Here is a 23,723-nt window from a genome sequence, read left to right on the forward strand (position 1 = left end):
CGATGGCGGACCTCAAGGACAAGACGGTTTTCATCACCGGCGCGACGCGCGGCATCGGGCGCGAAATCGCGCTGCGCTTCGCGCGCGATGGCGCCAACATCGTGGTGACCGGCAAGACCACGGAGCCCAATCCAAAACTCGCGGGCACGATCCATTCGACTGCGCAGGAGGTCGAGGCGGCCGGCGGCCGGGCATTGCCCTTGCAACTCGACATTCGCGACGAGAATGCGGTGGCAGCGGCGGCAAAAGCGGCGGCGGAAAAATTCGGCGGCATCGACATCCTGGTCAACAACGCCAGCGCGCTCAGCATCACCGGCACCATGGCGACGCCCGCCAAGCGTTATGACCTGATGAACCAGATCAACGCGCGTGGCACTTTCATCTGTTCGCAGGCCTGCGTTCCCCATCTTTCCAAATCGCGTAATCCGCACATTCTTACGCTGTCGCCGCCGCTCAATATGAATCAGAAATGGTTCAAGGAGCACGTGGCCTACACGATGGCGAAGTACGGCATGAGCATGTGCACGCTCGGGATGTCCGCGGAGTTTGCCGCGCAGGGCATCGCGGTGAATTCATTGTGGCCGCGCACGACCATCGCGACCGCCGCGGTCGAGGTCTTTTTTCCGCAGGCGCTGGCCGGGAGCCGCAAGCCCGCGATCATGGCCGATGCGGCCCATGCGATCGTCGTGCGCGACAGCCGTGACGTCACCGGCCACTTCTTCATCGATGAAGAAGTGCTGCGCGGGCAGGGGGTCACGGATTTCGAGCAGTACGCGGTCACGCCGGGAGCGAAGCTTTACACCGACATCTTTCTCGACTGATTCGCGCACGAAAAAGAAAACGACTGGAGGAATCGACATGACGCAGAAAGGCGATGTCATCGCCCCGGAAATCGCGAAAACCCTGGACGGATTGTTCCAGGAACGCGTGCGCCGCTCCGCCGCCGCGCTTGCGTACAAGAATTTCGACGAACCGGGCGTCTGGAAGGATTACACCTGGGGCAATGTCGAGAGGCTGGTTGCACGCTGGCAGGCGGCGTTCGAAGCGGACGGGCTGCAACCGGGCGATCGAGTTGCGATCATGTTGCGCAACAGCGTCAACTGGATCGTGTTCGATCAGGCCGCGATGGGACTCGATCTGGTGACCGTGCCGCTATACACCTCCGACCGTCCCGACAACATCGCCTACATTCTGCAGGACTCGGGCGCCAGGCTGCTGCTGTTCGAGAATCCCGATCAGTGGGAATCGTTCGCGGAAGTGCTCGATCAGTTGGCCGGCCTGAAGCGCGTACTGTGCGTCAATCCGCTGTCCGGACCGTCACCCGATCCGCGCCTGAAAAGCATCGCCGACTGGCTGCCAAAGACCGCGGGCGCGGTCAAGCACGTCAATCACGACAGCACGAAACTGACGAGCATCATCTACACCTCGGGCACGACCGGAAAACCCAAGGGCGTCATGCTGTCGCACCGGAACATGCTGGAAAACGCAGCGGCGGCATTGCAGTGCTTTGAGGTGACGACCCGGGATCTGTTCCTGTCGTTCCTGCCGATGTCGCATACGCTGGAGCGCACGGCGGGCTACTACCTGACCATGATGGCCGGAGCCAGCGTCGCCTACGCCCGCTCTATCCCGCAACTCGGCGAGGATCTCGCCGCGATCCGGCCGACGATCATGATCTCGGTACCGCGTATTTATGAACGCGTCTACGGCGCTATCAAGACCCGGCTCGCCGAGGGCCCGGCATTTCGCCGGAAACTGTTCGAATTTGCAGTCGAGGTCGGCTGGGCGAGATTCGAGCATCAACAGGGCAGGGGACCGTGGAAACCAGCCTTCCTGTTATGGCCGATCCTCGATCGCCTGGTTGCCGGCAAGGTGATGGCGCGCCTGGGCGGAAGATTGCGTGCGGCGGTGAGCGGTGGCGCTGCGCTGTCGCCCGACATCGCCAAACTTTTTGTCGGCCTCGGCCTGCCTATCCTGCAGGGTTATGGATTGACTGAAACCAGCCCTGTGGTCAGCACCAACCGCCTGGACGACAACGTTCCGGCCAGCATCGGCAAGCCGATCCCCGGCGTGCAGGTCAAGCTTGGCGACAAGGATGCGCTGCTGGTCAAGGGCGAGAACGTCATGCTTGGCTACTGGAATCTTCCGGACGCGACCAAGGCGATGTTCACCGCGGACGGTTGGCTGAATACCGGCGATACGGCACGCTTCGACGAAGCGGGGCATCTTTATATCACCGGTCGCCTCAAGGAAATCATTGTAATGTCCAACGGCGAGAAAATTCCGCCCGTGGACATGGAGGCTGCCATCCTGCAGGACAACCTGTTCGAGCAAGTCCTGGTCTTGGGCGAGGGCAGGCCTTTTCTGAGTGCGTTCGTCGTGATCAATCAGGATCAATGGACGAAACTGGCAGGCCAGAACGGGATGCCTCCAACCGTGAACAGCATCATGCGCAGCGAACCGGCGCAAAAGCTTGTGCTGGACCGGGTACAACGACAGATCAAGTCGTTTCCCGGTTATGCGCAGATTCATCGTGTGGCGGTGCTGGCGGAACCGTGGACAGTGGAGAACGGCCTGCTGACGCCCACCATGAAATTGAAGCGCTTGAAGGTGATTGAATCGCACAAGAAGGAGTTCGAAGAGCTTTATGCCGGACACTGACCACAGGCGGTCTCAGGAAGAAACGGCGACGCTGCCGGCAGGACGCGAGCCCACGCTGCGCGTCGTGCCGATGCCTTCGGATGCCAACTACACGGGAGATATCTTCGGCGGCTGGATCATGTCGCAGGTCGATATCGCCGGGGCCATTCCTGCCATCGAACTCGCCAAGGGACGGGTGGCAACGGTCGCCGTCAACTCCTTTGTGTTCAAGCAACCCGTGATGATCGGCGATGTGGTGAGCTTCTACGCCAAGGTCGTGCGCGTGGGGCGCACTTCGATCACGGTGGATGTAGAGGTTTACGCGCGCCGGCGCGCGTTGCTGGAAGTCGTGAAAGTGACCGAGGCGACTTTGACTTATGTGGCCGTGGACGATGAACGGCGCCCGCGGCCTGTCAACCAGGGATCAAGCTAAATTCCGTGCAGTGCTTGGTGTATTCGGTAGTTTCGATTTCAACTCGGAGGGGAAAATGCAGAAAAAATTTCAAAGAAATTTGATTGCACTCGCAGTCGCCTCGACATTGGGCGGCATATCGACATTGGCCTCGGCCGCAGGATTTGCGCTGATCGAGCAGAGCGCCAGCGGCATGGGAAATGCGTTCGCGGGTGCCGCGGCAACAGCGGAGGATGCCAGCACGGTATTTTTCAATCCGGCGGGTATGTCACAGATCCAGGGCAAGCAGATCGCCGTGGGCGGACACCTTATCGATCTGAGCGCGAAATTCAGCAACTCGGGATCAAGCAAGCCGGCGGCGATCGTAACCAATCCGCTGGGCGGCAACGGCGGTGACGCCGGCGGGATGGCAGTCATACCGAACTTCTACTTCGTGATGCCCATCGGAGATCGGGTGAATTTCGGTGTCGGCGTGAATGCGCCATTCGGATTGATGACCGAATACGACGACAATTGGGCGGGACGTTTCCAGGGAATCAAATCAGATTTGAAGGCGGTCAATATCAATCCGTCCATCTCATTCAAGGTAAATGATTCTTTTTCGATTGGTGCGGGTGTCAACTACCAGCGGCTAGACGTAGAGCTGACCAATGCGGTCGTGCTCGGAGCCAACACCGAAGGGCGCGCAAAACTCGAAGCTGACGACACCGCATGGGGATGGAATGCGGGCGTCCTGTTCCAGCCTACGTCGTCCACCAAGATAGGCGCGAGCTACCGCTCGAAACTCGACTACACGCTGGACGGCACAACCACCGTCACTTTCCTCAACGGAGCGCCGGTTACAGCCGTCAGCGGTCCCACGACCGCGGATGTCACCTTGCCGGATTCGTTCTCGCTGAGCCTTGCACAGAAGCTGAATGACGAGTGGGAATTTCTCGCCGACGCGACGTTTACCCGGTGGAGCAAAATCAACCGCATTAACATCGTCAACTCGACCAACGGCACGCTGCGCGACAGTCTGGTGCTGGATTTCGACGACACCTGGCGTTATTCGATCGGCGTGAATTACAAACTGAACGACGGCTGGACCCTGAAGGGCGGCCTGGCGTTGGACCAGACACCGGTGAAGGGCGCGACGACTCGTTCGGTGCGCCTGCCCGACAACGATCGTACCTGGGTCTCACTGGGCGCCGCGATGAAGATCATGCAGAACGGCCGGCTGGACATGGGCTACTCGCATCTTTTCATCAAGGATGCGGATATCAACTTTACACGCAGCCAGCAGGCTCCCGGCTTCACTACGCCGACGCCCGCGCCCGGAACGGCATCAACGGTCGCCGGATCCTACACAGGATCGGTGGATATCTTCAGCGTTCAGTACAGCATCAGCTTCTGATATATGACCCGGCGGCAGGCCGTCGGCCTGCCGCCGCTTCCAAATTCTCCGGCATGGCCATGACCCTGCCGCTGCATTGTTTAAGGAACCGACATGGCCGTTCCATCCCGATTCATCGTTCGCAAGGTCGCCGTCCTCGGCGCCGGCGTCATGGGCGCGCAGATCGCAGCTCATCTGGTCAACGCCGGGGTCGAGGCGATCCTCTTTGAGTTGCCGGCGAAAGAGGGCAATCCGAACGACAACGTGCGCAAGGCCATCGACGGGCTGAAGAAGCTCGAACCCAGTCCGCTGTCCGTGGCTTCCGGCGCGGACTCTATCCAGGCAGCGAATTACGATCAGGACCTGGAGCTGCTGAAGGAGTGCGACGTCGTCATCGAGGCGATTTCCGAGCGCATGGACTGGAAGAAGTCGCTGTACGAGAAAGTCGCGCCCCATCTCGGCGAGAACACCATCTTCGCCAGCAATACCTCGGGACTGTCGATCAACTCGTTGTCCGAAGCGATGCCGGCGCATGCGCGCACCCGATTTTGCGGCGTGCATTTTTTCAACCCGCCGCGCTACATGCACCTGGTGGAGTTGATACCTGGCCGCAGCACCGATCCGGCGATCCTCGACCAACTCGAGGAATTCCTGGTCACCATACTTGGCAAGGGCGTCATCCGTGCCAAAGACACACCCAACTTCATCGCCAACCGGGTTGGCGTATTTTCGATCCTGGCGGCTTTTCACCACACGCAGAAGTTCGGCCTCGGGTTCGACGAAGTCGACGCGCTGACCGGTGCGCTGATCGGACGGCCGAAGAGCGCCACGTATCGTACTGCCGACGTGGTCGGGCTGGATACGCTCGCGCACGTCGTCAATACCATGAAGGAGACGTTGCCGAACGATCCGTGGCACAAGTACTACGACGCGCCGGACTGGTTCAAACAACTCCTCGATCAGAAGGCGCTCGGCCAGAAATCGGGGCGCGGCGTCTACCACAAACAGGGCAAGGAAATCCAAGTCCTCGACCTGGGGAAGAAAGACTACCGGCCTTCCGCGGGCGAGGCCGACGAATCGGTCGTTGCCATCCTGAAGAACAAGAACGTCGCAGAACGCTTTGCGCAATTGCGCGCGAGCCAGCATCCGCAGGCGCAATTCATGTGGGCGGCATTGCGCGACATGCTGCATTACTGCGCAGTGCACCTGGAGGCCATCGCCGACAATGCGCGCGACCTGGACTTCGCCATTCGCTGGGGCTTCGGCTGGAATCAGGGACCGTTCGAAATCTGGCAGGCAGCCGGCTGGCAGCAGATGGTGAAATGGATCGCGGACGACATCGCCGCCGGCAAGACCATGGCCGCCGTCCCCTTGCCAGCCTGGGTGACTGAACCGGCGCGCGATGGCGTGCACAGGGCGCAGGGCTCGTGGAGCGTGACGGAACGCACTTACAAGCCACGATCGACGTTGCCAATCTATCGCCGCCAGCCGTTCCCGGACCGGCTGATCAGCGAAAACGCCGTCTATGGCCACACGGTATTCGAGACCGATGCGGTGAGGATGTGGACGACTGGGGACGACATCGGCATCGTCAGCTTCAAATCGAAGATGCATGCTATCGGCGAGGACGTGCTCGACGGGGTCATGCAAGCCATCGACGAGTCCGAACGCCACTTCAAGGGACTGATCATCTGGCAGACCGAACCGCCGTTTTCGGTCGGCGCCAATCTATCCGGCGGGGCGGCGCGCAAGAGCGAACAGAAGCCGACCGCATTCGCGTCGATGATGAAGAAGTTCAAGCGCGAAGCGGAGTCGGCCATTCTCAAGGCGGCTTTCAAACTCAACGTGGCCGATTCGCTGATGGCCGGGCGCCTGGAGAAAGTGGAGCAGGTGGTGGAACAGTTCCAGGCGACCTCGCAGGCGCTGCGCTACTCGATGATTCCAACGGTGGCGGCGGTCGACGGCTTGGCGCTGGGCGGTGGTTGCGAGTTCACCATGCATTGCGATCGCGCGGTTGCCTCGCTGGAAAGCTACATCGGTCTGGTCGAAGCCGGAGTCGGTCTACTGCCTGCCGGCGGGGGCTGCAAGGAGTTCGCGATGCGGGCGGCGGCTGAGGCAAAGGGCGGCGATGCGTTCACCTTTCTTAAAAACTACTTCCAGAACGTGGCAACTGCGCAAGTGGGAAAAAGCGCGGAGCATTCGCGCGAGCTGGGTTTTCTGCGACCCCGCGACCGCATTGTGATGAACCGGTTCGAACTGTTGCATGCGGCCAAGGCGGAACTGGATGCAATGGCCGAGGCCGGCTACCGTCCGCCGCCAAGAGCGCGCAACATTCCTGCAGCCGGTCGCAGCGCAATCGCGACGTTCAAGATGGCGATGGCCAACATGCTCGCCGGCCGCACCATCTCGGAGCACGATTTCCTGATCGGCAGCAAAGTCGCCTACGTCATGTGCGGCGGCGACGTCGAGCCCGGCACGCTGCTGACCGAGGATTGGTATCTCGACCTGGAACGCCAGGCGTTCATGGAACTCATCGCCACCGAAAAGACCCAAGCCCGCATCGAGCAGATGCTCAAAACCGGCAAACCCCTAAGAAATTAAATCGGAATCACGGAGAACACGGAGGAAAGGCAAGGGCAGAGAAACCATATGAGAGTGGGAATGTGTTATCGGTGGTTACTTTGGCGTCGAGATTGCTTTTAAATCTCATATGCTTTTCCGCTTTCTTTTGGTTTTCCTCCGTGTTCTCCGTGTCCTCCGTGGTTCAAGATTGAAACTGGAGTTTGAAACATGGCCAAACAAGTACAGGATGCATACATCGTAGCGGCCACGCGAACGCCGGTGGGCAAGGCACCGCGCGGCGTATTGAAGCATGCTCGTCCCGACGACATGCTCGCGCATGTTCTGAAGAGCGCGCTTGCGCAAGTGCCCGGTCTCGATCCGTCAGTCATAGACGACGTCGTCGTCGGTTGCGCGATGCCGGAAGCCGAGCAGGGCATGAACGTGGCGCGCATCGGCTTGCTGCTCGCCGGATTTCCGAACAATGTTTCGGGCGTGACCCTCAACCGCTTCTGCTCGTCCGGCCTGCAGGCGGTCGCGACCGCGGCGGACCGGATCCGCCTGGGTGAAGCCGACGTGATGATCGGTGCCGGCACCGAAAGCATGAGCATGATCCCGATGGGCGGCAACAAGATCGTCGCCAACGAACAGTTCTTCGCCAAAGACGAAAACATCGGCATCGCCTACGGTATGGGCATCACCGCAGAGAAAGTGGCCGAGCAATGGAAGGTAAACCGGGACGCGCAGGATGAATTCGCGACCGAATCGCACCGTCGCGCACTGGCTGCGATCGAGAAGGGTGAATTCAAGCAGGAGATCACACCTTACACCCTCAACGAGCACGTTCCGGATTTCGAGCACCATCAGGTCGTCACGCGCAGCAAGGTCATCGACGTCGACGAAGGCCCACGAGCGGGCACGACACGGGAGGTGCTCGCCAAGCTGCGTCCGGCCTTTGCAGCAAACGGCTCGGTCACGGCCGGCAACAGTTCGCAGACTTCGGACGGCGCGGGAGCGGTCATCCTGGCGGGCGAAGCGGCGCTGAAGCGCTTCAACCTGCAGCCGCTTGGACGTTTTCTCGGTTTCGCGGTGGCCGGCGTGCCGCCGGAGATCATGGGCATCGGTCCCAAGTTCGCGATACCCAAGGTGCTCAGGCAGACCGGCCTGAAACTCGACGACCTCGACTGGATCGAGCTGAACGAGGCCTTCGCCGCCCAGAGCCTCGCGGTGATCGGCGATCTCGGCCTGGACCGCAATAAGGTGAATCCGCTCGGCGGCGCGATCGCACTCGGCCATCCGCTGGGCGCAACCGGAGCGATCCGCACGGCAACCCTCCTGCACGGCTTGCGTCGGCGGGGGCAGAAGTACGGCATGGTCACGATGTGCATCGGCACCGGGATGGGCGCCGCCGGCGTATTCGAGTCGCTGAGATGAGTTCTGCCGGGCCATGGCGGACAGTGCAGCCGCGGGAATCGCTGCGGATCTGGTTGCGCCGGCTGGGCTTCAATTTTTTCCCGGCCTTCCGCGCGACCGGCGCGCGCGTCATCTACATCTCCGAGGACATGCGCAAGCTGCGTATCAAGCTGCCGCTCAGCTTCCGTACCAGGAATATCCACGGAACCCTGTTCGGCGGCGCGATGTATGCGGCGACCGATCCGCTGTACGCCATTCTCATCAAGGTCGCCCTCGGTCCCGGATACATCATCTGGGACAAGGCCGGGGCGATCCGCTACAAAAAGCCGGGCCGCTCGACGCTTTACGCCGAGTGCAGCCTGAGCGATGCGCAAGTTGCTTCAGTGAGGAAACGACTCGAATCCGAGTCCTCTGTCGATCTGAACTACGAGATCGAACTGATGGACGAACGCGGCGTGGTGCACGCCGTGGTACAGAAGACGATTTATGCCGCTAGAAAGGAAGTCTACAAACTGCGGCAGGAGGCAGTGCAACGCTAAAGGCCGCCCGGCTGGAATTCCGCCAGCCGGTTCTGCAGGCCAGCGTTTCCAACGCAACCAAGAGGAGAGCGAAATGAATTCGATGAAAGGCCTGTGTGTTGCGATAGCGTTGATGGTGGCGTCGAACTTCGCCGCGGCCGCCGGTTCGCCCGTCGGCACCTGGCGCAGCATCGACGACAAGACCAGGCAGGAGCGGTCGATCATCAGGATCACCGAGGAAAACGGCGAACTCAAAGGCGTGGTGCAAAAGATCTTCGACCAGCCCGGCGACGATCCCGCGCACTTGTGCAAGGAATGCAAGGACGAGCGCAAGGACAAACCGATCGCCGGCATGACCATCCTGTGGGGGCTGAAGAAAGACGGCGATACATGGGCCGGCGGAGAAATATTCGACCCCAAGAACGGCAAGACTTATCGCTGCAAGATGACGCTTTCCGAGGATGGAAAAAGCCTGAACGTGCGTGGCTTCATCGGCATATCGCTGATCGGACGGACCCAGACCTGGCTGCGACAGGAATAGCGGGCGGAAACTTGTCGCAAGCGCAGCCATGAAATCAGGGACGCCGACATGAGCGCGGAAAATAAGCGCAGCGTGCTGCGCAAGCGGGACGGACACGAGGCGAGAGTCACCAATGCGGAACTGTTTTTCGACCTGCTCTACGCGTTTGCGGTCACGCAGTTGTCGCACCATCTATTGGGTGACCTGACGCTGCTCGGTGCCGCGCAGACGCTGGTGCTGTGGTTCGCGGTCTGGTTGGCCTGGCAATACACCTGCTGGGTCACTAACTGGTTCGATCCGGACACGTTGCCGATCCGCGTCATGCTGCTGGCGGTCATGATGGTCGGATTGCTGATGTCCGCGGCATTGCCGGAGGCATTCGGCGATCTCGGACTGGTGTTCGCCGTAGGCTATGCGCTGATCCAGGTCGGACGCACGCTGACTGTACTGCTGTATCTGGGCGGCTCTCACCCACTGACAGCCAACTTCCGCCGCATACTGGGCTGGATGTCGATCTCTGCGGTATTCTGGATTGCCGGCGGACTGGTGCACGGACCGGCACGTCTGTGTCTGTGGGTGATCGCCGTGATGTGCGAGTACTTGTCGCCGATGATAGGCTTCAAACTGCCTGGACTGGGCCGGTCCAAGAGCTCGGACTGGACCATCGAGGGCAGCCATCTGGCGGAGCGTTGCCAGTTGTTCGTGATGGTTGCGCTGGGCGAGTCGATCCTGGTCACCGGCGCCACCATCAGCGACGCGGAACACTGGGACGCGTCGATACTGATTGCGTTCCTGGTTGCGTTCCTCGGTAGCGTGGCTATGTGGTGGATGTATTTCGATACGAGCAGCAAAGCGGGCAGCGAAGCCATCACGCATTCCGACGATCCCGGCCGCATCGGCGCGTACTTCCACTACGTGCACGTCGTCATCATCGCGGGGATTATCGTGTCGGCCGTGGGCAGCGACTTGGTTCTCGCCCACCCGGACGGACACATCGAGACCAAGTACGTAGCGGTACTGATCGGCGGTCCGGCGATCTATCTGCTGGGTAATGCGATCTACAAGCGCGTGGTCTACGGCAGATTCCCTCTTTCGCATCTGGCGGGCCTGGTTGCGCTAGCGGTACTGCCGTCGTTCGCCTGGTTGACCGACCTGCTGATGGTCGGTGGCCTGACGACCTTGATCATGGTGATCGTGGCCGGTTGGGAAGCGCTCTCCCGGCGCACACACCGGCACGCGCATACACCTCATCCCCCGCCTTCTCCCCAGAGCGGAGAAGGTGCGCTGCGCGGGCGGAAAGGCGCGTGACCTAAGTTCCCTCTCCGCCTTCGGGGGGAGAGGTTTCGTCGAGACGGCGAAAGGAAATTGTGGTTGGGGCGGGAGACGAAACTGAGACGCGCTACCCGCAAACGGGTGATTTCATCACTAACGTGTCCGCGCGTCAGGGTGAGGTGGGCAGCTACATGTTCGGGTAATTCGGTCCGCCGCCGCCCTCGGGCGCGATCCAGACGATGTTCTGCGTCGGGTCCTTGATGTCGCAGGTTTTGCAGTGCACGCAGTTCTGTGCGTTGATCTGCAAGCGTGGCCCCGAGGTTTCCGTGACGATCTCGTAGACCCCCGCAGGACAATAACGCTGTTCCGGCGCGTCGTAGAGCGCGAGATTGACCTCGACCGGCACGCCCGGATCCTTGAGCGTCAGATGCACCGGCTGGTCTTCGCCGTGGTTGGTGTTCGAAATGAATACCGACGACAGCCGGTCGAAAGTGACGACACCGTCGGGCTTCGGATAAGCAATCGGGTGGGCCTCGGTTTTTTTCTTCAGGGTTTCGTTGTCGGCGTGATCGTGATGCAACGTCCACGGCGCCTTGCCGCCGAACACGATCTGGTCGATGCCGACCATCGCCGTGCCGGTGAACAGGCCTTTCGACATCCAGGGCTTGAAGTTGCGCGCCCGGTGCAACTCCTCGTACAGCCAGCTCGAGCGGAATTTTTCGGGATAGTCCGTCAGTTCGTCGCCGCTGCGGCCGGCCGACATGGCGTCGATCGCCGCTCCCGCGGCGAGTATGCCCGACTTGATGGCCGCATGGCTGCCTTTGATGCGCGAGGCGTTCAGGAAGCCGGCGTCGTCGCCGACCAGGCCGCCACCTGGAAAGACCAGCGCGGGCAGCGACTGCAGACCGCCCGCCGCGATCGCCCGCGCGCCGTAGGAGATTCGCTTGCCGCCCTCGAGAAAGGGGCGGATGGCCGGATGCGTTTTGTAGCGCTGGAATTCTTCGTAGGGATTCAGGTACGGATTGGTATAGCCCAGCCCGACCACGAAGCCGATGCACGCCAGGTTGTCTTCCATGTGATAGAGGAAGGAGCCGCCGTAGGTTTCCCTATCCAGCGGCCAGCCCGCGGTATGGATCACGAGTCCGCTCTGGTGTTTTTCCGGCTGGATCTGCCATAGTTCCTTCAGGCCGATGCCGTAGACCTGCGGATCGCGGCCGTCGTCGAGCTTGTACTTCGCCAGCAACTGCCGGCCGAGTTGGCCGCGACAACCTTCAGCGAAGAACGTGTACTTCGCATGCAATTCCATGCCCGGCTGGTAGTTGGGACCCGGTTCGCCGTTCTTGCCGACACCCATGTTCCCGGTTGCCACGCCGACGACCGCTCCGCGGTCGTCGTAGAGCACTTCCGCCGCCGCAAACCCCGGAAAGATTTCGACGCCGAGTGCTTCGGCCTGCTGCGCAAGCCAGCGGCATACGTTGCCCAGACTCACCACATAGTTGCCATGGTTCTGGAAACAGGCAGGCAGCAGGAAGTTAGGCATCTTGAAGGCGCTGCGTTCGCGCAAGAACAGAAAGCGATCTTCGGTCACCGGCGCGTTCAGCGGTGCGTCCATCGCCTGCCAGTCGGGGAACAACTCCGCCAGCGCACGCGGATCCATGACCGCGCCGGACAGAATGTGCGCGCCGACCTCGGATCCTTTTTCGATCACGCAGACCGACGCTTCGCTGCCGCGCCCGGCGGCGAGCTGCTTGAGGCGGATCGCACAGGCCAGCCCCGCGGGGCCGGCTCCCACGACGACCACGTCGTACTGCATCGATTCGCGTTCTGCCAATCCATTCTCCTCGCTGTCGGGCGGTGCGAAGCGCTCTGTTAACATTACACGCCGTCGCGAATGATAAACGCTTTCGCATGCCGCCAGAACGGTGTGTCGGTGTAAACCCATGATGAAAAAAGAAGAGGGCAGGCTGGTCCGTGTGGACCGCGTGCCGATGCGCTGGGGGGAGATGGACGCGCTCGGCCACATGAACAACGTTTCCTACTTCCGCTATTTCGAGCAGGCGCGCATTTCCTGGTTCGATTCGCTCGAGATCGACTATCGCCCGGACTCGGAAGGGCCGATTCTCGGCACCATGAGCTGCAAATACGTGAAGCCGGCGGTCTATCCGGTGGATATCGAGATCACGACGTATGCCGGCAAACCTGGCCGCAGCAGTTTCATGTTGTTCCATGAAATGTTCCGCGCCGGCGATCCCGCAGCGCTCTATGCCGAGGCGGAGGCGGTGATGGTGTGGATCGATATTGCGCAAGGCAAATCGCGCGCGTTGCCGGACTGGATGCGCAAGGAACTGGGCGCGGCCGCCTAGCAGATGACCAGGGTTCCCGAGACCTCGCGACTGTCGGGACCCATCAGGTAGAGGTAGGTCGGCATCAACTCTTCAGGCTGACGTTGCGATGCCGCGACCTCTCCGGGGTGGGTCTTCGCACGTGAAGGCGACGCCACCGGGCCAGGAATGACCGCGTTTGCGCGAAGATTGGGTGAGTCTTGCCATTCCGACGCCTGAATTTTCATCAGCGCTTCCACTCCTGCCTTGGAAACGGCATAGCCTCCCCAAAAAGCCGCCGGCGCATGCCCGTGGCTCTCCAGGGTGAAAATCACGGAGGCATCCGCAGAAGGTTTCAGTAGCCGCACGCAAGCCTGCGTCAGTGCGAACGGCGCGACCAGGTTGACGCGTAGCATCCGGTTCCATTCCTCGGCGCTCTGTTGTTCGAGCGGCGAGAGTTTTTCGACGTGCGATGCGTTGTGCAGGATGCCGTCGAGCCTGCCGAGTTGCGATTCGATGGTATAGGCGAGGGCGTCGTAGTCGCGAGTCGTTGCCTTGTCCAGATCGAATGGAATGGCGGCCGGCTGCGGATGTCCCTGGGTTTCGATTTCGTCGTACACGTTCTCCAGCGCTGCGACATCGCGGCCGTGCAACACGACCGTTGCGCCGTGCGCGGCAAATGTCAGCGCGGCGACGCGGCCGATGCCACGGCTGGCGCCGGTCACGAGAATGACGCGGCCCTTCAGCAGGTCCGGGCGCGGACGGTAGTCTTTCAGGTCAGGCATTCTGCAGTACCAGGTTGGCCGCGCGCACGCCGCTGCGGACCGCGGATTCGATCGTGGCCGGATACTCCGAAGCCGTGTAGTCGCCGGCAAGATACAACCCGGCGACCGGGGTGATATTGTCGGGGCGCAGCAGCCCCGGCGTGCACGAGAAGGTCGCTCGTTTTTCCGCGATCACCCGATGCCATCGCGGCTCGCCGAGTCCGGGAAAATTCTCCGCCAGTTCGGCATGGACTGCCCGGGCGAGATCGTCGTGGCCGAGTTCCTGGTGCGCACCGCTCGCGGAAATCACCACGCCGATCAATCCGTCCTGGCCGCAAAGCTGGCCGCGGTCGAACAGCCATTGGGAGTAACGGGTTTCGAGACCGCCCATCCGGAACGGCAGGCGCGATCCCGGAGCGTATTGCAGATAGACCGAGTAGATCGGTTGATAGACGAGCCGGTCGATCATCCGAACGATCGGCGCGAGTTCCGCGTAGAGAGCAAGCAACGCCCCGGCGCGATGCGGGGAGACGGCCAGGATCGCATGGCTGAAGCGCTCGCCACCGTCAGTGAGTTCGAAGCCGTTGTCTTTCTGCCGCACGGCATCCACCGCGAAGCCCAGGCGCACGCTGCCGCCACGTGCTTCCACATAGCGCGCCGCCCGCTCGGGAAAAATCGCGGAGAAATCGAGCGTCGGCAACAGCAAATCGCTGTCTGCACGGCTGCCGTTCAGACTGTCCCGCAAGACATTCAGAAAAACTTGCGCCGAAGCCTGCGAAGGCGGGGTGTTCAACGCCGATACGCAAAGCGGATTCCAGAGGAAACGCGAGACCGCATCCGGTTGTCGTTTCGAAGTCAGCAGGCCTGAAACCGTCGTATCTGCGGCAAGCCGGAATGCGTTGCGTTGTGCCCAAGCCATGAAGCGCGCTGCAGCAACGCGATCGCCGAAGTCGAGACCTCGCGCACACAACAGCGCAGAAAACAGATGCAGCGGCGCCGGGAGCCGTGCGGCCCGCAGACGGAAGACCGGATGGATGGTGAGTTCCAGCGGCAATCTCAGAAGTCCCAGAGGTTCGTCGGGATCTTTGACAAGCTCTATGAGCCGCAGTGTTTCCCGATAGGCGCCGAGCAGGATATGCAGGCCGTTGTCGACTCGCGTGCCGTTGGTTTCGACGCAGCGTGCGCGGCCGCCCAGCACTCGGGCTGCTTCGAATACCGTGACCGGTATTCTGCTGCGTGCAAGTTCCACCGCCGCCGCCATGCCGGCATAACCGCCACCGACGATGGCAACGCGAGGGCGCGCGTTGCCAAGTGACGGGTGACGGGTGACGGGTGACGAGCCCGATCGGGTCACCATCGAGGCCGCAGAGGTTGTCGTGTCACGCGTCACTTGTCACTGGTTTACGCAGTAAGCCACGTCCGCCAGGCGATCCACAACTTGCGGATCGGCGTGAGCGACGTGCGCCGATCGAGAACCTTGTAACCGCCGCCGCGGATTTCCTTGAGCACCGTCTGGTAGATCGCCGCCATCACCAGCCCGGGGCGTTGCGACTTGCGATCTTCGGCCGGCAGCGACGCGAATGCCCGCTTGTAATACTGCTCGGCCCTTTCGATCTGAAATTCGATCAGGCGCCGCAGCTCTTCACTGTCGTGCAGGTGAACGATGTCGGTGGCGGATAGGCCGAAGCGCCCCAATTCGTCGAGCGGCAGGTAAACGCGACCGCGGCGGGCATCCTCCCCGACGTCGCGAATGATATTGGTGAGCTGGAAAGCCGTACCGAGATTCTCGGCGTACTTGAGCGTGGTGGGATCGCGATAGCCAAAAATATCGGCGGCCATCAGGCCGACCACACCCGCGACGCGATAGCAGTAGGACTGCAGCGTGGCGAAGTCCGGATAGCGGTTATAGCGCAGATCCATCTCCATGCCGTCGATGATGTCCTGGAAATGGTTCTGCGGGAGATTGAAGGCTCGCACCACCGGAATGAGCGCCTGTGCGACCGGGTGCTGCGCCGATCCGGCGAATGTTCCGGCAATCTCCTTGCGCCACCATGCGAGCTTGGTGCGCGCCACCTCGGTATCGGTGCATTCGTCCACGACGTCATCGACTTCGCGACAGAACGCATAAAGCGCGGTGATCGCGCGGCGGCGCTCGGGCGGCAGGAAAAGGAAGCTATAGTAAAAGCTCGAACCGCTCTTTGCGGCCTTGTCCTGGCAATACTGTTCGGGTGTCATCGGTAGGCGAGCAGGGAACGGTAGAGCATGAGCGCCCAGTCGAAGGAACTGAGCACCGGTCGATCGCCAAACACGTCGCCGCCGCTCGCTTGCAGCTTTTCAAGGATGCGGTTTCCGCCCATCACGATCATGCGCAGTTCGAGCCCGATGCGGCCGGGCAAAACGCGGCCGAGCGGCGCACCGGCCAGCAGCATCCGCCGGGTACGATCTATCTGGAACAGCATCAGATCGCGCCAGTTGCTGCCGGCATTGCGGTTCGCGATCTGGGACTCGGTTACCGCGTATTCTGCCATTTCATCGACCGGCAGATAAATGCGGTTCTTGCGGTAGTCGATCTCGATGTCCTGCCAGAAGTTGATCAGTTGGAGACCCGAGCAGATATTGTCGGACCAGGCCAGACTACGCGGCTCGGTCGCGCGATAAAGGTGCAGCAGGAGCCGGCCCACCGGGTTGGCCGAGCGCCGGCAGTAGTCCATGACTTCGCCGAAGTCGGCGTAGCGCGTTTTCACGACATCTTGCGAGAACGCGGAGAGCAGATCCCGGAATAGGCCGATCGGGAGGCCGTAAGTCTTGATTGTCGCAGCGAGATCGACGAACAGCGGTGAACCCGGCGTCGCGCCGCTTTCGATCCGATCGAGCTGCTCGCCGAAGCCCGCCAGATTGGCGAGCCGGACCGATGCGGGCCAATCGCCCTCGTCGGCGAAGTCGTCCGCCTGGCGCGCGAAGGCGTAGATCAATTCCACCGGGCGCCTCAGATGGGCGGGCAGCAGTACCGATGCGACCGGGAAGTTCTCGTAATGGTTTACCGCCATCGTTTTTTCACAAGGCGAGACAGGGAGTTAAGCCTGCATGCGCGCCCGCGGCGCGGCGCTTTTCGGGTGACGGCGGGGGGGCATTATATTAGAATGCGGGCAGCGCGAGAGTGGCGGAATTGGTAGACGCACCAGATTTAGGTTCTGGCGCCGAAAGGCGTGAGAGTTCGAGTCTCTCCTTTCGCACCAGAACCTCTGGAAAAACGCGCGGCCCTGTCACCCCTCACCAACCGGAAAAACGGACTGATGCAAACCAACCTGGAATCCCTGAGCTCCCTCGAGCGCCGCCTGTCCGTGACATTGCCGCTTGACAAGGTCAACACCGAAGTCGAATCTCGCCTGAAACGCCTGGCCCGCAGCGTGAAGCTGCACGGCTTCCGGCCCGGCAAGGTGCCCATGAAGATCGTCGAGCAGCAGTTCGGCGGTCAGGTGCGTCAGGAAGTGCTCGGCGACGCCGTGCAACAGAGCTTCGGCGAAGCGGTAAAGGAAAAGAACCTGCGTGTCGCGGGCTATCCGCGCATCGAAGTCAAACCCGGCGACGCGCCGGCGGATAAATTTGAATATATCGCCACCTTCGAGGTCTACCCCGAGGTGGCAATCGGCGAACTTGCTCAGGTGCAGATTGAGCGGCCGGTGGTCAATATCAACGATGCCGAAGTGGACAAGACCATCGACATCCTGCGCAAACAGCGCACTCACTACCATGCCGTGAATCGCGGTGCGCAATCCGGCGACCAGATACGCATGGACTATCGCGGAACGCTTGCGGGTGAAGCATTCGACGGTGGGTCCGGCACCGACCAGAATGCGCTGCTTGGCGGCGGGCAATTGCTCGCCGACTTTGAGAAGAAACTTATCGGCATGAAGGCCGGGGAAAGTCGCGAATTCGACGTGAACTTTCCCGACGATTACCACGGCAAGGAAGTCGCCGGAAAGGATGCGCGCTTCGCAGTTCAGGTCAAGGAAGTACAGGAGCCGCATGTGCCGGAGGCGGATGCGGCATTTGCCAAATCGCTGGGCGTGGCCGACGGCGACCTGTCGAAGATGCGTGCGGACGTGAAGGCGAATCTGGAGCGCGAGGTGAAGCGACGCGCCGAGACGCGTGTAAAGGACCAGGTCATGAAATCGCTGCTCGACGCGACCAAGATCGAAGTGCCCCGGGCACTGCTGGACCTGGAAGTCGAGCGCTTGATGCAGAATATGCGGCACGACCTCCAACAACGAGGTCTCAAGGCTGATCAGATTCCGATGCCGAAGGAGGCGTTCGAGCCCGAGGCGGTCCGCCGTGTAAGTCTCGGGCTGATCCTCGCCGAGATGGTCAGGCTGCACAAGCTCGAAGCAAAGCCGGATCAGATCAAGGCGGTGATTCAGGAATACGCGCAGAGCTACGAGAAGCCGGAAGAGGTGATGCGCTGGTACTACCAGCAACCGGAGCGGTTGCGCGAAGTGGAGTCCATCGTACTCGAGGACAACGTCGTGCAGTGGACACTATCGAATGCCAAAGTCGAAGACAAACCGACCGCCTTCGACGAACTGATGGGGAACGCACAATGATGATGCAAGATCGCTATTACCCTGAACCGCAGGGGCTCGGGCTGGTGCCCATCGTTATCGAGCAAAGCGGCCGGGGCGAACGCGCCTACGATATCTACTCGCGCCTGCTCAAGGAGCGCGTGGTATTTCTGGTCGGGCCGGTTACCGAAATGACGGCCAACCTGATCGTTGCGCAGTTGCTTTTCCTGGAGTCGGAGAATCCGGAGAAGGATATTTCCTTCTACATCAATTCCCCGGGCGGATCGGTTTCCGCGGGCCTGGCGGTCTACGACACCATGCAATTCATCAAGCCGGACGTCAGCACGCTTTGCATCGGCCAGGCCGCCAGCATGGGGGCATTCCTGCTCGCGTCGGGGTCGAAGGGCAAGCGTTTTGCGCTGCCGAATTCGCGGGTCATGATTCACCAGCCGATGGGAGGGTTTCAGGGCCAGGCCTCGGATATCGAGATCCATGCCCGCGAGATCCTGTATCTGCGGGGTCGCCTGAACGACCTGATGGCGAAGCACACCGGGCAGAAAGTGGAGTCCATCGAGCGCGACACCGACCGCGACAATTTCCTCAGCGCCGAAGAGTCGGTAAAGTACGGTCTGGTGGACAAAGTGCTGGTCAGCCGCAGCGAATCTGCGGCGGCCGCCTGAAGGTTCGGCGTCACGCTGGGCGGCATGCCCGCGTCGAACCGGCTGATGGGTTGAATGAAAGGAAAATATGTCTGAAAAACCTGGTGGCGAAAAGCTCCTGTATTGCTCCTTCTGCGGCAAGAGCCAGCACGAAGTTCGCAAGCTGATCGCCGGCCCGTCGGTTTTCATCTGCGATGAGTGCATCGAGCTGTGCAACGACATCATCCGCGAGGAGAGCCATGCCGAGACCGCCGGGAAGGGCGTCAAATCCGACCTTCCGGTTCCGCACGAGATCCGCGAAAGCCTCGACCAATACGTCATCGGCCAGGACATCGCCAAAAAGATTCTTTCGGTCGCGGTTTATAACCACTACAAGCGGCTGAAGACGGTCCAGAAAAAAGACGACGTCGAACTCGCCAAGAGCAACATTCTCCTGATCGGACCCACTGGATCCGGGAAGACGCTGCTGGCGCAAACGCTGGCACGCCTGCTCAACGTGCCTTTCGTGATGGCCGATGCGACCACGCTTACCGAAGCCGGCTACGTCGGCGAAGATGTCGAGAACATCATCCAGAAACTGCTGCAGAAGTGCGACTACGATGTCGAAAAGGCTCAGCGTGGCATCGTCTATATCGACGAGATCGACAAGATCTCGCGCAAGTCCGACAACCCCTCGATCACCAGGGACGTTTCCGGGGAAGGCGTGCAGCAGGCGCTGCTCAAGCTGATCGAAGGCACCATTGCCTCGGTGCCCCCCCAGGGCGGCCGAAAGCACCCGAACCAGGAATTCGTGCAGGTGGACACCACCAACATCCTGTTCGTTTGCGGCGGAGCGTTCGATGGACTCGACCGGATCATCCGTGCCCGCTCGGACAAGGGCGGCATCGGCTTCGGCGCGGAGGTCAAAAGCAAGGACAATCGCAAGGACATTGGCGAAGTGCTGCGCGGGGTCGAACCCGAAGATCTGATCAAGTATGGCCTGATCCCCGAGTTCGTCGGGCGACTGCCCGTGGTGGCCACTCTCGATGAACTTGACGAGGCCGCGCTGATCCAAATTCTGACGGAACCCAAAAATGCTCTGCTGAAGCAATATCAGCGCATGTTCAGCATGGAAGGGGTGGAACTCGAGGTGCGAACGGAGGCGCTGAAGGCGGTGGCCGTCAAGGCGCTCGCCAGGCGTACCGGTGCACGCGGCCTGCGCTCGATCCTGGAACAGGTCCTGCTCGACATCATGTATGACCTGCCTTCGCTCAATAATGTGGAGAAGGTGGTCGTAGATGAGAGCATGATCAAGGGTGATGCCCAGCCGATACTGCTGTACTCGGATAAGCCCAAGGTTGCCGGTTCTGCCTGAGGAAATGGCGGAAAAGCGGAACGAACTTCCTGCCGGAATCTGTTCGCGGGAAGCCGACGTATTACAAGGGTGTTGACCGGTAAGGTTGAAATGGCCAAGCCGCCCCCCACCTTGGATCGTATTGATGTCCTTTTAGGTGACCAATGACTTATCCCGCTGATCCTGCCGAAAACGTCGTTACCTACCCGCTGCTTCCCTTGCGGGACGTGGTGGTATTCCCGCACATGGTGATCCCCCTGTTCGTTGGGCGCCCGAAGTCGATCAAGGCGCTCGAGACGGCAATGGAATCGGGCAAGAGCATCCTGCTGGTGGCCCAGAAATCGGCCGCCAAGGACGAGCCTTCTCCGGAAGATCTTTACGATATCGGCAGTGTCGCCAACATCCTGCAGATGCTCAAGCTGCCCGACGGCACGGTGAAGGTGCTGGTCGAGGGCGTGCAGCGTGCGCGCGTGGTTGCGGTCACGGATGAGAAGACGCATTACCTGGCGGAAGCGGTACCAATCCCGGCGGACGCGATCGAATCCACCGAAGTCGAAGCCATGCGCCGGGCCATGCTCACGCAGTTCGACCAGTACGTGAAACTCAACAAGAAGATCCCTCCGGAAATCCTGACTTCCTTGTCGGGCATCGACGAGCCGGGTCGGCTTGCCGATACCGTCGCTGCGCACCTTCCGTTGAAGCTCGATCAGAAGCAGGCGGTGCTGGAGATGTTCGAGGTCAAAATACGTCTCGAGCACCTCTTGTCGCTGATGGAAGCCGAACTCGACATCCTGCAGGTCGAGCGCCGCATCCGCGGGCGCGTCAAGCGCCAGATGGAGAAGAGCCAGCGCGAGTATTACCTGAACGAACAGGTCAAGGCGATCCAGAAGGAACTCGGCGACATGGAAGAGGGTGCCGACCTCGACGAGATGGAAAAACGCGTCAAGGCGGCGCACATGCCCAAGGAAGCCAGGGCCAAGGCCGAATCGGAATTGAAGAAGCTGCGTCTGATGTCGCCGATGTCCGCGGAAGCGACTGTCGTGCGCAACTACATCGAGACGATGGTCGGGCTGCCCTGGAAGAAGAAGAGCAAGATCAGCAACGATCTCATGAAGGCCCAGGAGGTTCTGGATGCCGACCACTACGGCCTGGAAAAGGTGAAGGAACGCATCGTCGAGTATCTCGCGGTCCAGCAGCGCGTCGACAAACTCAAGGCGCCGATACTGTGCCTGGTCGGGCCGCCGGGCGTCGGCAAGACTTCGCTTGGCCAGTCGATCGCGCGGGCCACAAATCGCAAATTCACACGCATGTCGCTCGGCGGCGTGCGCGATGAAGCCGAGATCCGCGGCCATCGCCGTACCTACATCGGTTCCATGCCAGGCAAGCTGCTGCAAAACATGGCCAAGGTCGGGGTGCGCAACCCGCTGTTCCTGTTTGACGAAGTCGACAAGATGGGACAGGACTTTCGCGGCGATCCGGCTTCGGCGCTGCTCGAGGTGCTCGATCCGGAGCAGAACGACAAGTTCGTCGATCATTACATCGAAGTCGAGTACGACTTGTCGGATGTGATGTTCGTGGCGACCGCGAATACCATGAACATTCCGGCCCCGCTGCTGGACCGCATGGAAGTGATCCGCCTGTCCGGCTATACCGAGGACGAGAAGATCAACATCGCGATGCGCTATCTCCTGCCCAAGCAGGTGAAGAACAACGGACTCAGGGAAGGCGAGATTGCAGTTTCCGAAAGTGCGATACGCGACATCGTTCGCTATTACACCCGCGAAGCCGGCGTGCGCAGTCTGGAGCGTGAAATCTCCAAGATCTGCCGCAAGGTGGTGAAATCGTTACTGACCAAAAAGCGCGAGACGCGGGTCACGGTATCGGCGCGCAATCTCGACCACTATCTTGGAGTGCGTCGTTTTACCTACGGGCTGGCCGAGAAAAACAACCAGGTCGGACAGGTGACCGGACTGGCGTGGACCGAGGTGGGCGGCGAGTTGCTCACGATCGAAACGGTGGTGATGCCTGGCAAAGGCAACATCCAGCGTACCGGCTCGCTCGGCGACGTCATGAAGGAATCGGTGGAGGCGGCACGCTCCGTGGTTCGTACGCGCGCGTCTCGTCTCGGGGTGAAGGACGACGCGTTCGAAAAAAGCGACATCCACGTGCACGTTCCGGAGGGCGCAACGCCGAAGGACGGTCCATCCGCCGGTATCGCGATGACGACGTCGCTGGTGTCGGCACTCACAGGGATTCCAGTTCGGGCGGATGTTGCGATGACCGGTGAAATCACCTTGCGCGGAGAAGTCCTGGCGATCGGCGGCCTCAAGGAGAAGCTGCTGGCGGCGCATCGCGGCGGCATCAAAACAGTGCTGATTCCGGAAGAGAACGTGAAGGATCTCACCGAGATTCCGGATAACGTCAAGAACCGCCTGGAAATCCATCCGGTGAAGTGGATCGATCAAGTGCTGGAGCTGGCACTCGAACGCAAACCGGAGCCGTTGCCGGAAAAAACCGAGCCGGTAGCGATCCCCAAAGTGGATTCGAATGAAGCGATAGCCGCCGTCAAACACTGAAACATTCGTGAGAGAGTAGACGGGAATGCGATTAGCATTCCCGTTTTTTTGTGTGCTGCGCGCGCGCCATATCGCCGGACCCACCGGGAACGCGCTTGACACGCCGATTTTCACCTTGCTATAAAGCATGTCCGGGGATCAAAACTTCAAGAAAATTCCTCTGTCGTCGGCCTTCAGTCGAATGCAGTTTCCTGTTTTTCTCATCAACGAAAAAGCGAAAGGGGATTTAGTGAACAAATTCGAACTCATTGAGGCCATTGCGAAGTCCGCCGATATATCGAAGGCAGCCGCTGGCCGTGCGCTCGACGGTGCCGTGGCGGCAATCCAGATCTCGCTCAAAAAAGGCGGAATGGTGACGCTCGTCGGATTCGGTACTTTTTATGTTGGCAAACGCGCGGCACGCAGTGGTCGCAACCCGCGCACCGGTGCGGCCATCAAGATCAAGGCTGCAAAAGTGCCGAAGTTCCGCGCTGGCAAAGCCCTGAAGGATGCAGTAAACTAGCGCGCTTCGTTGGGCCGCATCAATTGACTCCGCGTGAGTCTGGGGACAGAAAACCATGCAGCGCCGCGGTGCGAATTCGCGCCTGCAACGGGTGCTTAGCTCAGTTGGTAGAGCGTCGCCCTTACAAGGCGAATGTCGGGGGTTCGAGCCCCTCAGCACCCACCAGCGGAACTGACGTGCAGGACAAGGAGTGGTAGTTCAGTTGGTTAGAATACCGGCCTGTCACGCCGGGGGTCGCGGGTTCGAGTCCCGTCCACTCCGCCAGACCCTGGGAGGCGAACGAGAGTTCGCCTTTTTCAT

Annotated in this window: 20 protein-coding genes and 3 tRNA genes; 18 read left to right on the plus strand and 5 right to left on the minus strand. The window is 60.8% G+C overall.

All coding sequences use genetic code 11. The features are described 5' to 3' along the window. Window positions 1–2: 2 nt before the first annotated feature. From HY067_15690 to HY067_15730, 9 genes are all read left to right on the plus strand, one after another. The gene (locus HY067_15690; GenBank protein ID MBI3529398.1) at window positions 3–821 is read left to right on the plus strand and encodes an NAD(P)-dependent oxidoreductase; all 819 of its coding nucleotides are present in this window, start codon (window positions 3–5) and stop codon (window positions 819–821) included. A gap of 37 nt (window positions 822–858) precedes the next feature. Continuing rightward, complete coding sequence (locus tag HY067_15695; protein ID MBI3529399.1) at window positions 859–2,661, plus strand: long-chain fatty acid--CoA ligase; 1,803 nt, start codon at window positions 859–861, stop codon at window positions 2,659–2,661. Then, window positions 2,648–3,073: an acyl-CoA thioesterase gene (locus HY067_15700; protein MBI3529400.1), complete on the plus strand. Its 426-nt coding sequence runs from the start codon at window positions 2,648–2,650 to the stop codon at window positions 3,071–3,073. The genes HY067_15695 and HY067_15700 overlap by 14 nt, the downstream gene beginning before the upstream one ends. Before the next feature lie 55 nt (window positions 3,074–3,128). After that, window positions 3,129–4,448, plus strand: a complete 1,320-nt coding sequence (locus HY067_15705; protein MBI3529401.1) for an outer membrane protein transport protein — start codon at window positions 3,129–3,131, stop codon at window positions 4,446–4,448. Between the two features lie 93 nt (window positions 4,449–4,541). Continuing rightward, window positions 4,542–7,028 carry a 3-hydroxyacyl-CoA dehydrogenase/enoyl-CoA hydratase family protein gene (locus HY067_15710; protein MBI3529402.1) on the plus strand — a complete coding sequence of 829 codons (2,487 nt, stop codon included), beginning with the start codon at window positions 4,542–4,544 and terminating at the stop codon, window positions 7,026–7,028. 189 nt (window positions 7,029–7,217) lie between these two features. After that, window positions 7,218–8,420: an acetyl-CoA C-acyltransferase gene (locus tag HY067_15715; GenBank protein ID MBI3529403.1), complete on the plus strand. Its 1,203-nt coding sequence runs from the start codon at window positions 7,218–7,220 to the stop codon at window positions 8,418–8,420. Beyond that, window positions 8,417–8,938, plus strand: a complete 522-nt coding sequence (locus tag HY067_15720) for a YiiD C-terminal domain-containing protein (GenBank protein MBI3529404.1) — start codon at window positions 8,417–8,419, stop codon at window positions 8,936–8,938. The genes HY067_15715 and HY067_15720 overlap by 4 nt, the downstream gene beginning before the upstream one ends. 82 nt (window positions 8,939–9,020) lie before the next feature. After that, window positions 9,021–9,458, plus strand: coding sequence for a DUF2147 domain-containing protein (locus tag HY067_15725; protein MBI3529405.1), 438 nt, complete (start codon window positions 9,021–9,023; stop codon window positions 9,456–9,458). Between the two features lie 48 nt (window positions 9,459–9,506). Continuing rightward, window positions 9,507–10,745: a low temperature requirement protein A gene (locus HY067_15730; GenBank protein ID MBI3529406.1), complete on the plus strand. Its 1,239-nt coding sequence runs from the start codon at window positions 9,507–9,509 to the stop codon at window positions 10,743–10,745. 151 nt (window positions 10,746–10,896) lie between these two features. On the opposite strand, the gene HY067_15735 is transcribed toward HY067_15730, so the two are convergent. Then, entirely contained in the window at window positions 10,897–12,585 is a 1,689-nt protein-coding gene (locus HY067_15735) for an electron transfer flavoprotein-ubiquinone oxidoreductase (GenBank protein MBI3529407.1), read from the minus strand. 64 nt (window positions 12,586–12,649) lie between these two features. Between HY067_15735 and HY067_15740 the strand changes: the two genes are divergently transcribed. After that, window positions 12,650–13,072 (plus strand): acyl-CoA thioesterase, encoded by a 423-nt coding sequence (locus HY067_15740; GenBank protein MBI3529408.1) that lies wholly within the window; start codon window positions 12,650–12,652, stop codon window positions 13,070–13,072. Here the strand turns inward: HY067_15740 and HY067_15745 are convergent. The 4 genes from HY067_15745 to hpnC are packed head-to-tail and all read right to left on the minus strand — an operon-like array spanning window position 13,069 to window position 16,841. Beyond that, window positions 13,069–13,815 carry a YciK family oxidoreductase gene (locus HY067_15745; GenBank protein MBI3529409.1) on the minus strand — a complete coding sequence of 249 codons (747 nt, stop codon included), beginning with the start codon at window positions 13,813–13,815 and terminating at the stop codon, window positions 13,069–13,071. The two genes, HY067_15740 and HY067_15745, sit on opposite strands and share 4 nt — an antisense overlap. Further along, window positions 13,808–15,151, minus strand: a complete 1,344-nt coding sequence (locus HY067_15750) for an FAD-dependent oxidoreductase (protein MBI3529410.1) — start codon at window positions 15,149–15,151, stop codon at window positions 13,808–13,810. The genes HY067_15745 and HY067_15750 overlap by 8 nt, the downstream gene beginning before the upstream one ends. A 44-nt stretch (window positions 15,152–15,195) precedes the next feature. Next, window positions 15,196–16,029, minus strand: coding sequence for a presqualene diphosphate synthase HpnD (hpnD, locus tag HY067_15755; GenBank protein ID MBI3529411.1), 834 nt, complete (start codon window positions 16,027–16,029; stop codon window positions 15,196–15,198). Further along, window positions 16,026–16,841 carry a squalene synthase HpnC gene (hpnC, locus tag HY067_15760; GenBank protein MBI3529412.1) on the minus strand — a complete coding sequence of 272 codons (816 nt, stop codon included), beginning with the start codon at window positions 16,839–16,841 and terminating at the stop codon, window positions 16,026–16,028. The genes hpnD and hpnC overlap by 4 nt, the downstream gene beginning before the upstream one ends. A gap of 104 nt (window positions 16,842–16,945) precedes the next feature. Here hpnC and HY067_15765 point away from each other — a divergent pair. The 8 genes from HY067_15765 (at window position 16,946) to HY067_15800 (ending at window position 23,687) form a co-directional block, all read left to right on the plus strand. Then, window positions 16,946–17,030 (plus strand) — tRNA-Leu (locus tag HY067_15765). Window positions 17,031–17,087: 57 nt separating this feature from the next. Continuing rightward, the gene (locus HY067_15770; protein ID MBI3529413.1) at window positions 17,088–18,395 is read left to right on the plus strand and encodes a trigger factor; all 1,308 of its coding nucleotides are present in this window, start codon (window positions 17,088–17,090) and stop codon (window positions 18,393–18,395) included. A 2-nt stretch (window positions 18,396–18,397) separates the two neighbouring features. Further along, on the plus strand, window positions 18,398–19,033 hold the full coding sequence (gene clpP, locus HY067_15775) for an ATP-dependent Clp endopeptidase proteolytic subunit ClpP (protein MBI3529414.1): 636 nt from the start codon (window positions 18,398–18,400) through the stop codon (window positions 19,031–19,033). A 67-nt stretch (window positions 19,034–19,100) separates the two neighbouring features. Next, complete coding sequence (gene clpX / locus HY067_15780; protein ID MBI3529415.1) at window positions 19,101–20,366, plus strand: ATP-dependent Clp protease ATP-binding subunit ClpX; 1,266 nt, start codon at window positions 19,101–19,103, stop codon at window positions 20,364–20,366. 143 nt (window positions 20,367–20,509) lie between these two features. After that, window positions 20,510–22,921, plus strand: coding sequence for an endopeptidase La (gene lon, locus HY067_15785; GenBank protein ID MBI3529416.1), 2,412 nt, complete (start codon window positions 20,510–20,512; stop codon window positions 22,919–22,921). A gap of 229 nt (window positions 22,922–23,150) precedes the next feature. Beyond that, window positions 23,151–23,423: an HU family DNA-binding protein gene (locus HY067_15790; GenBank protein MBI3529417.1), complete on the plus strand. Its 273-nt coding sequence runs from the start codon at window positions 23,151–23,153 to the stop codon at window positions 23,421–23,423. An 89-nt stretch (window positions 23,424–23,512) separates the two neighbouring features. Next, window positions 23,513–23,588: transfer RNA gene (locus tag HY067_15795), tRNA-Val, on the plus strand. A 22-nt stretch (window positions 23,589–23,610) separates the two neighbouring features. Beyond that, window positions 23,611–23,687 (plus strand) — tRNA-Asp (locus HY067_15800). Window positions 23,688–23,723: the final 36 nt, after the last annotated feature.

This window comes from Betaproteobacteria bacterium, assembly GCA_016194905.1.
In the GTDB taxonomy this organism is placed as follows: Bacteria; Pseudomonadota; Gammaproteobacteria; order Burkholderiales; family JACQAP01; genus JACQAP01.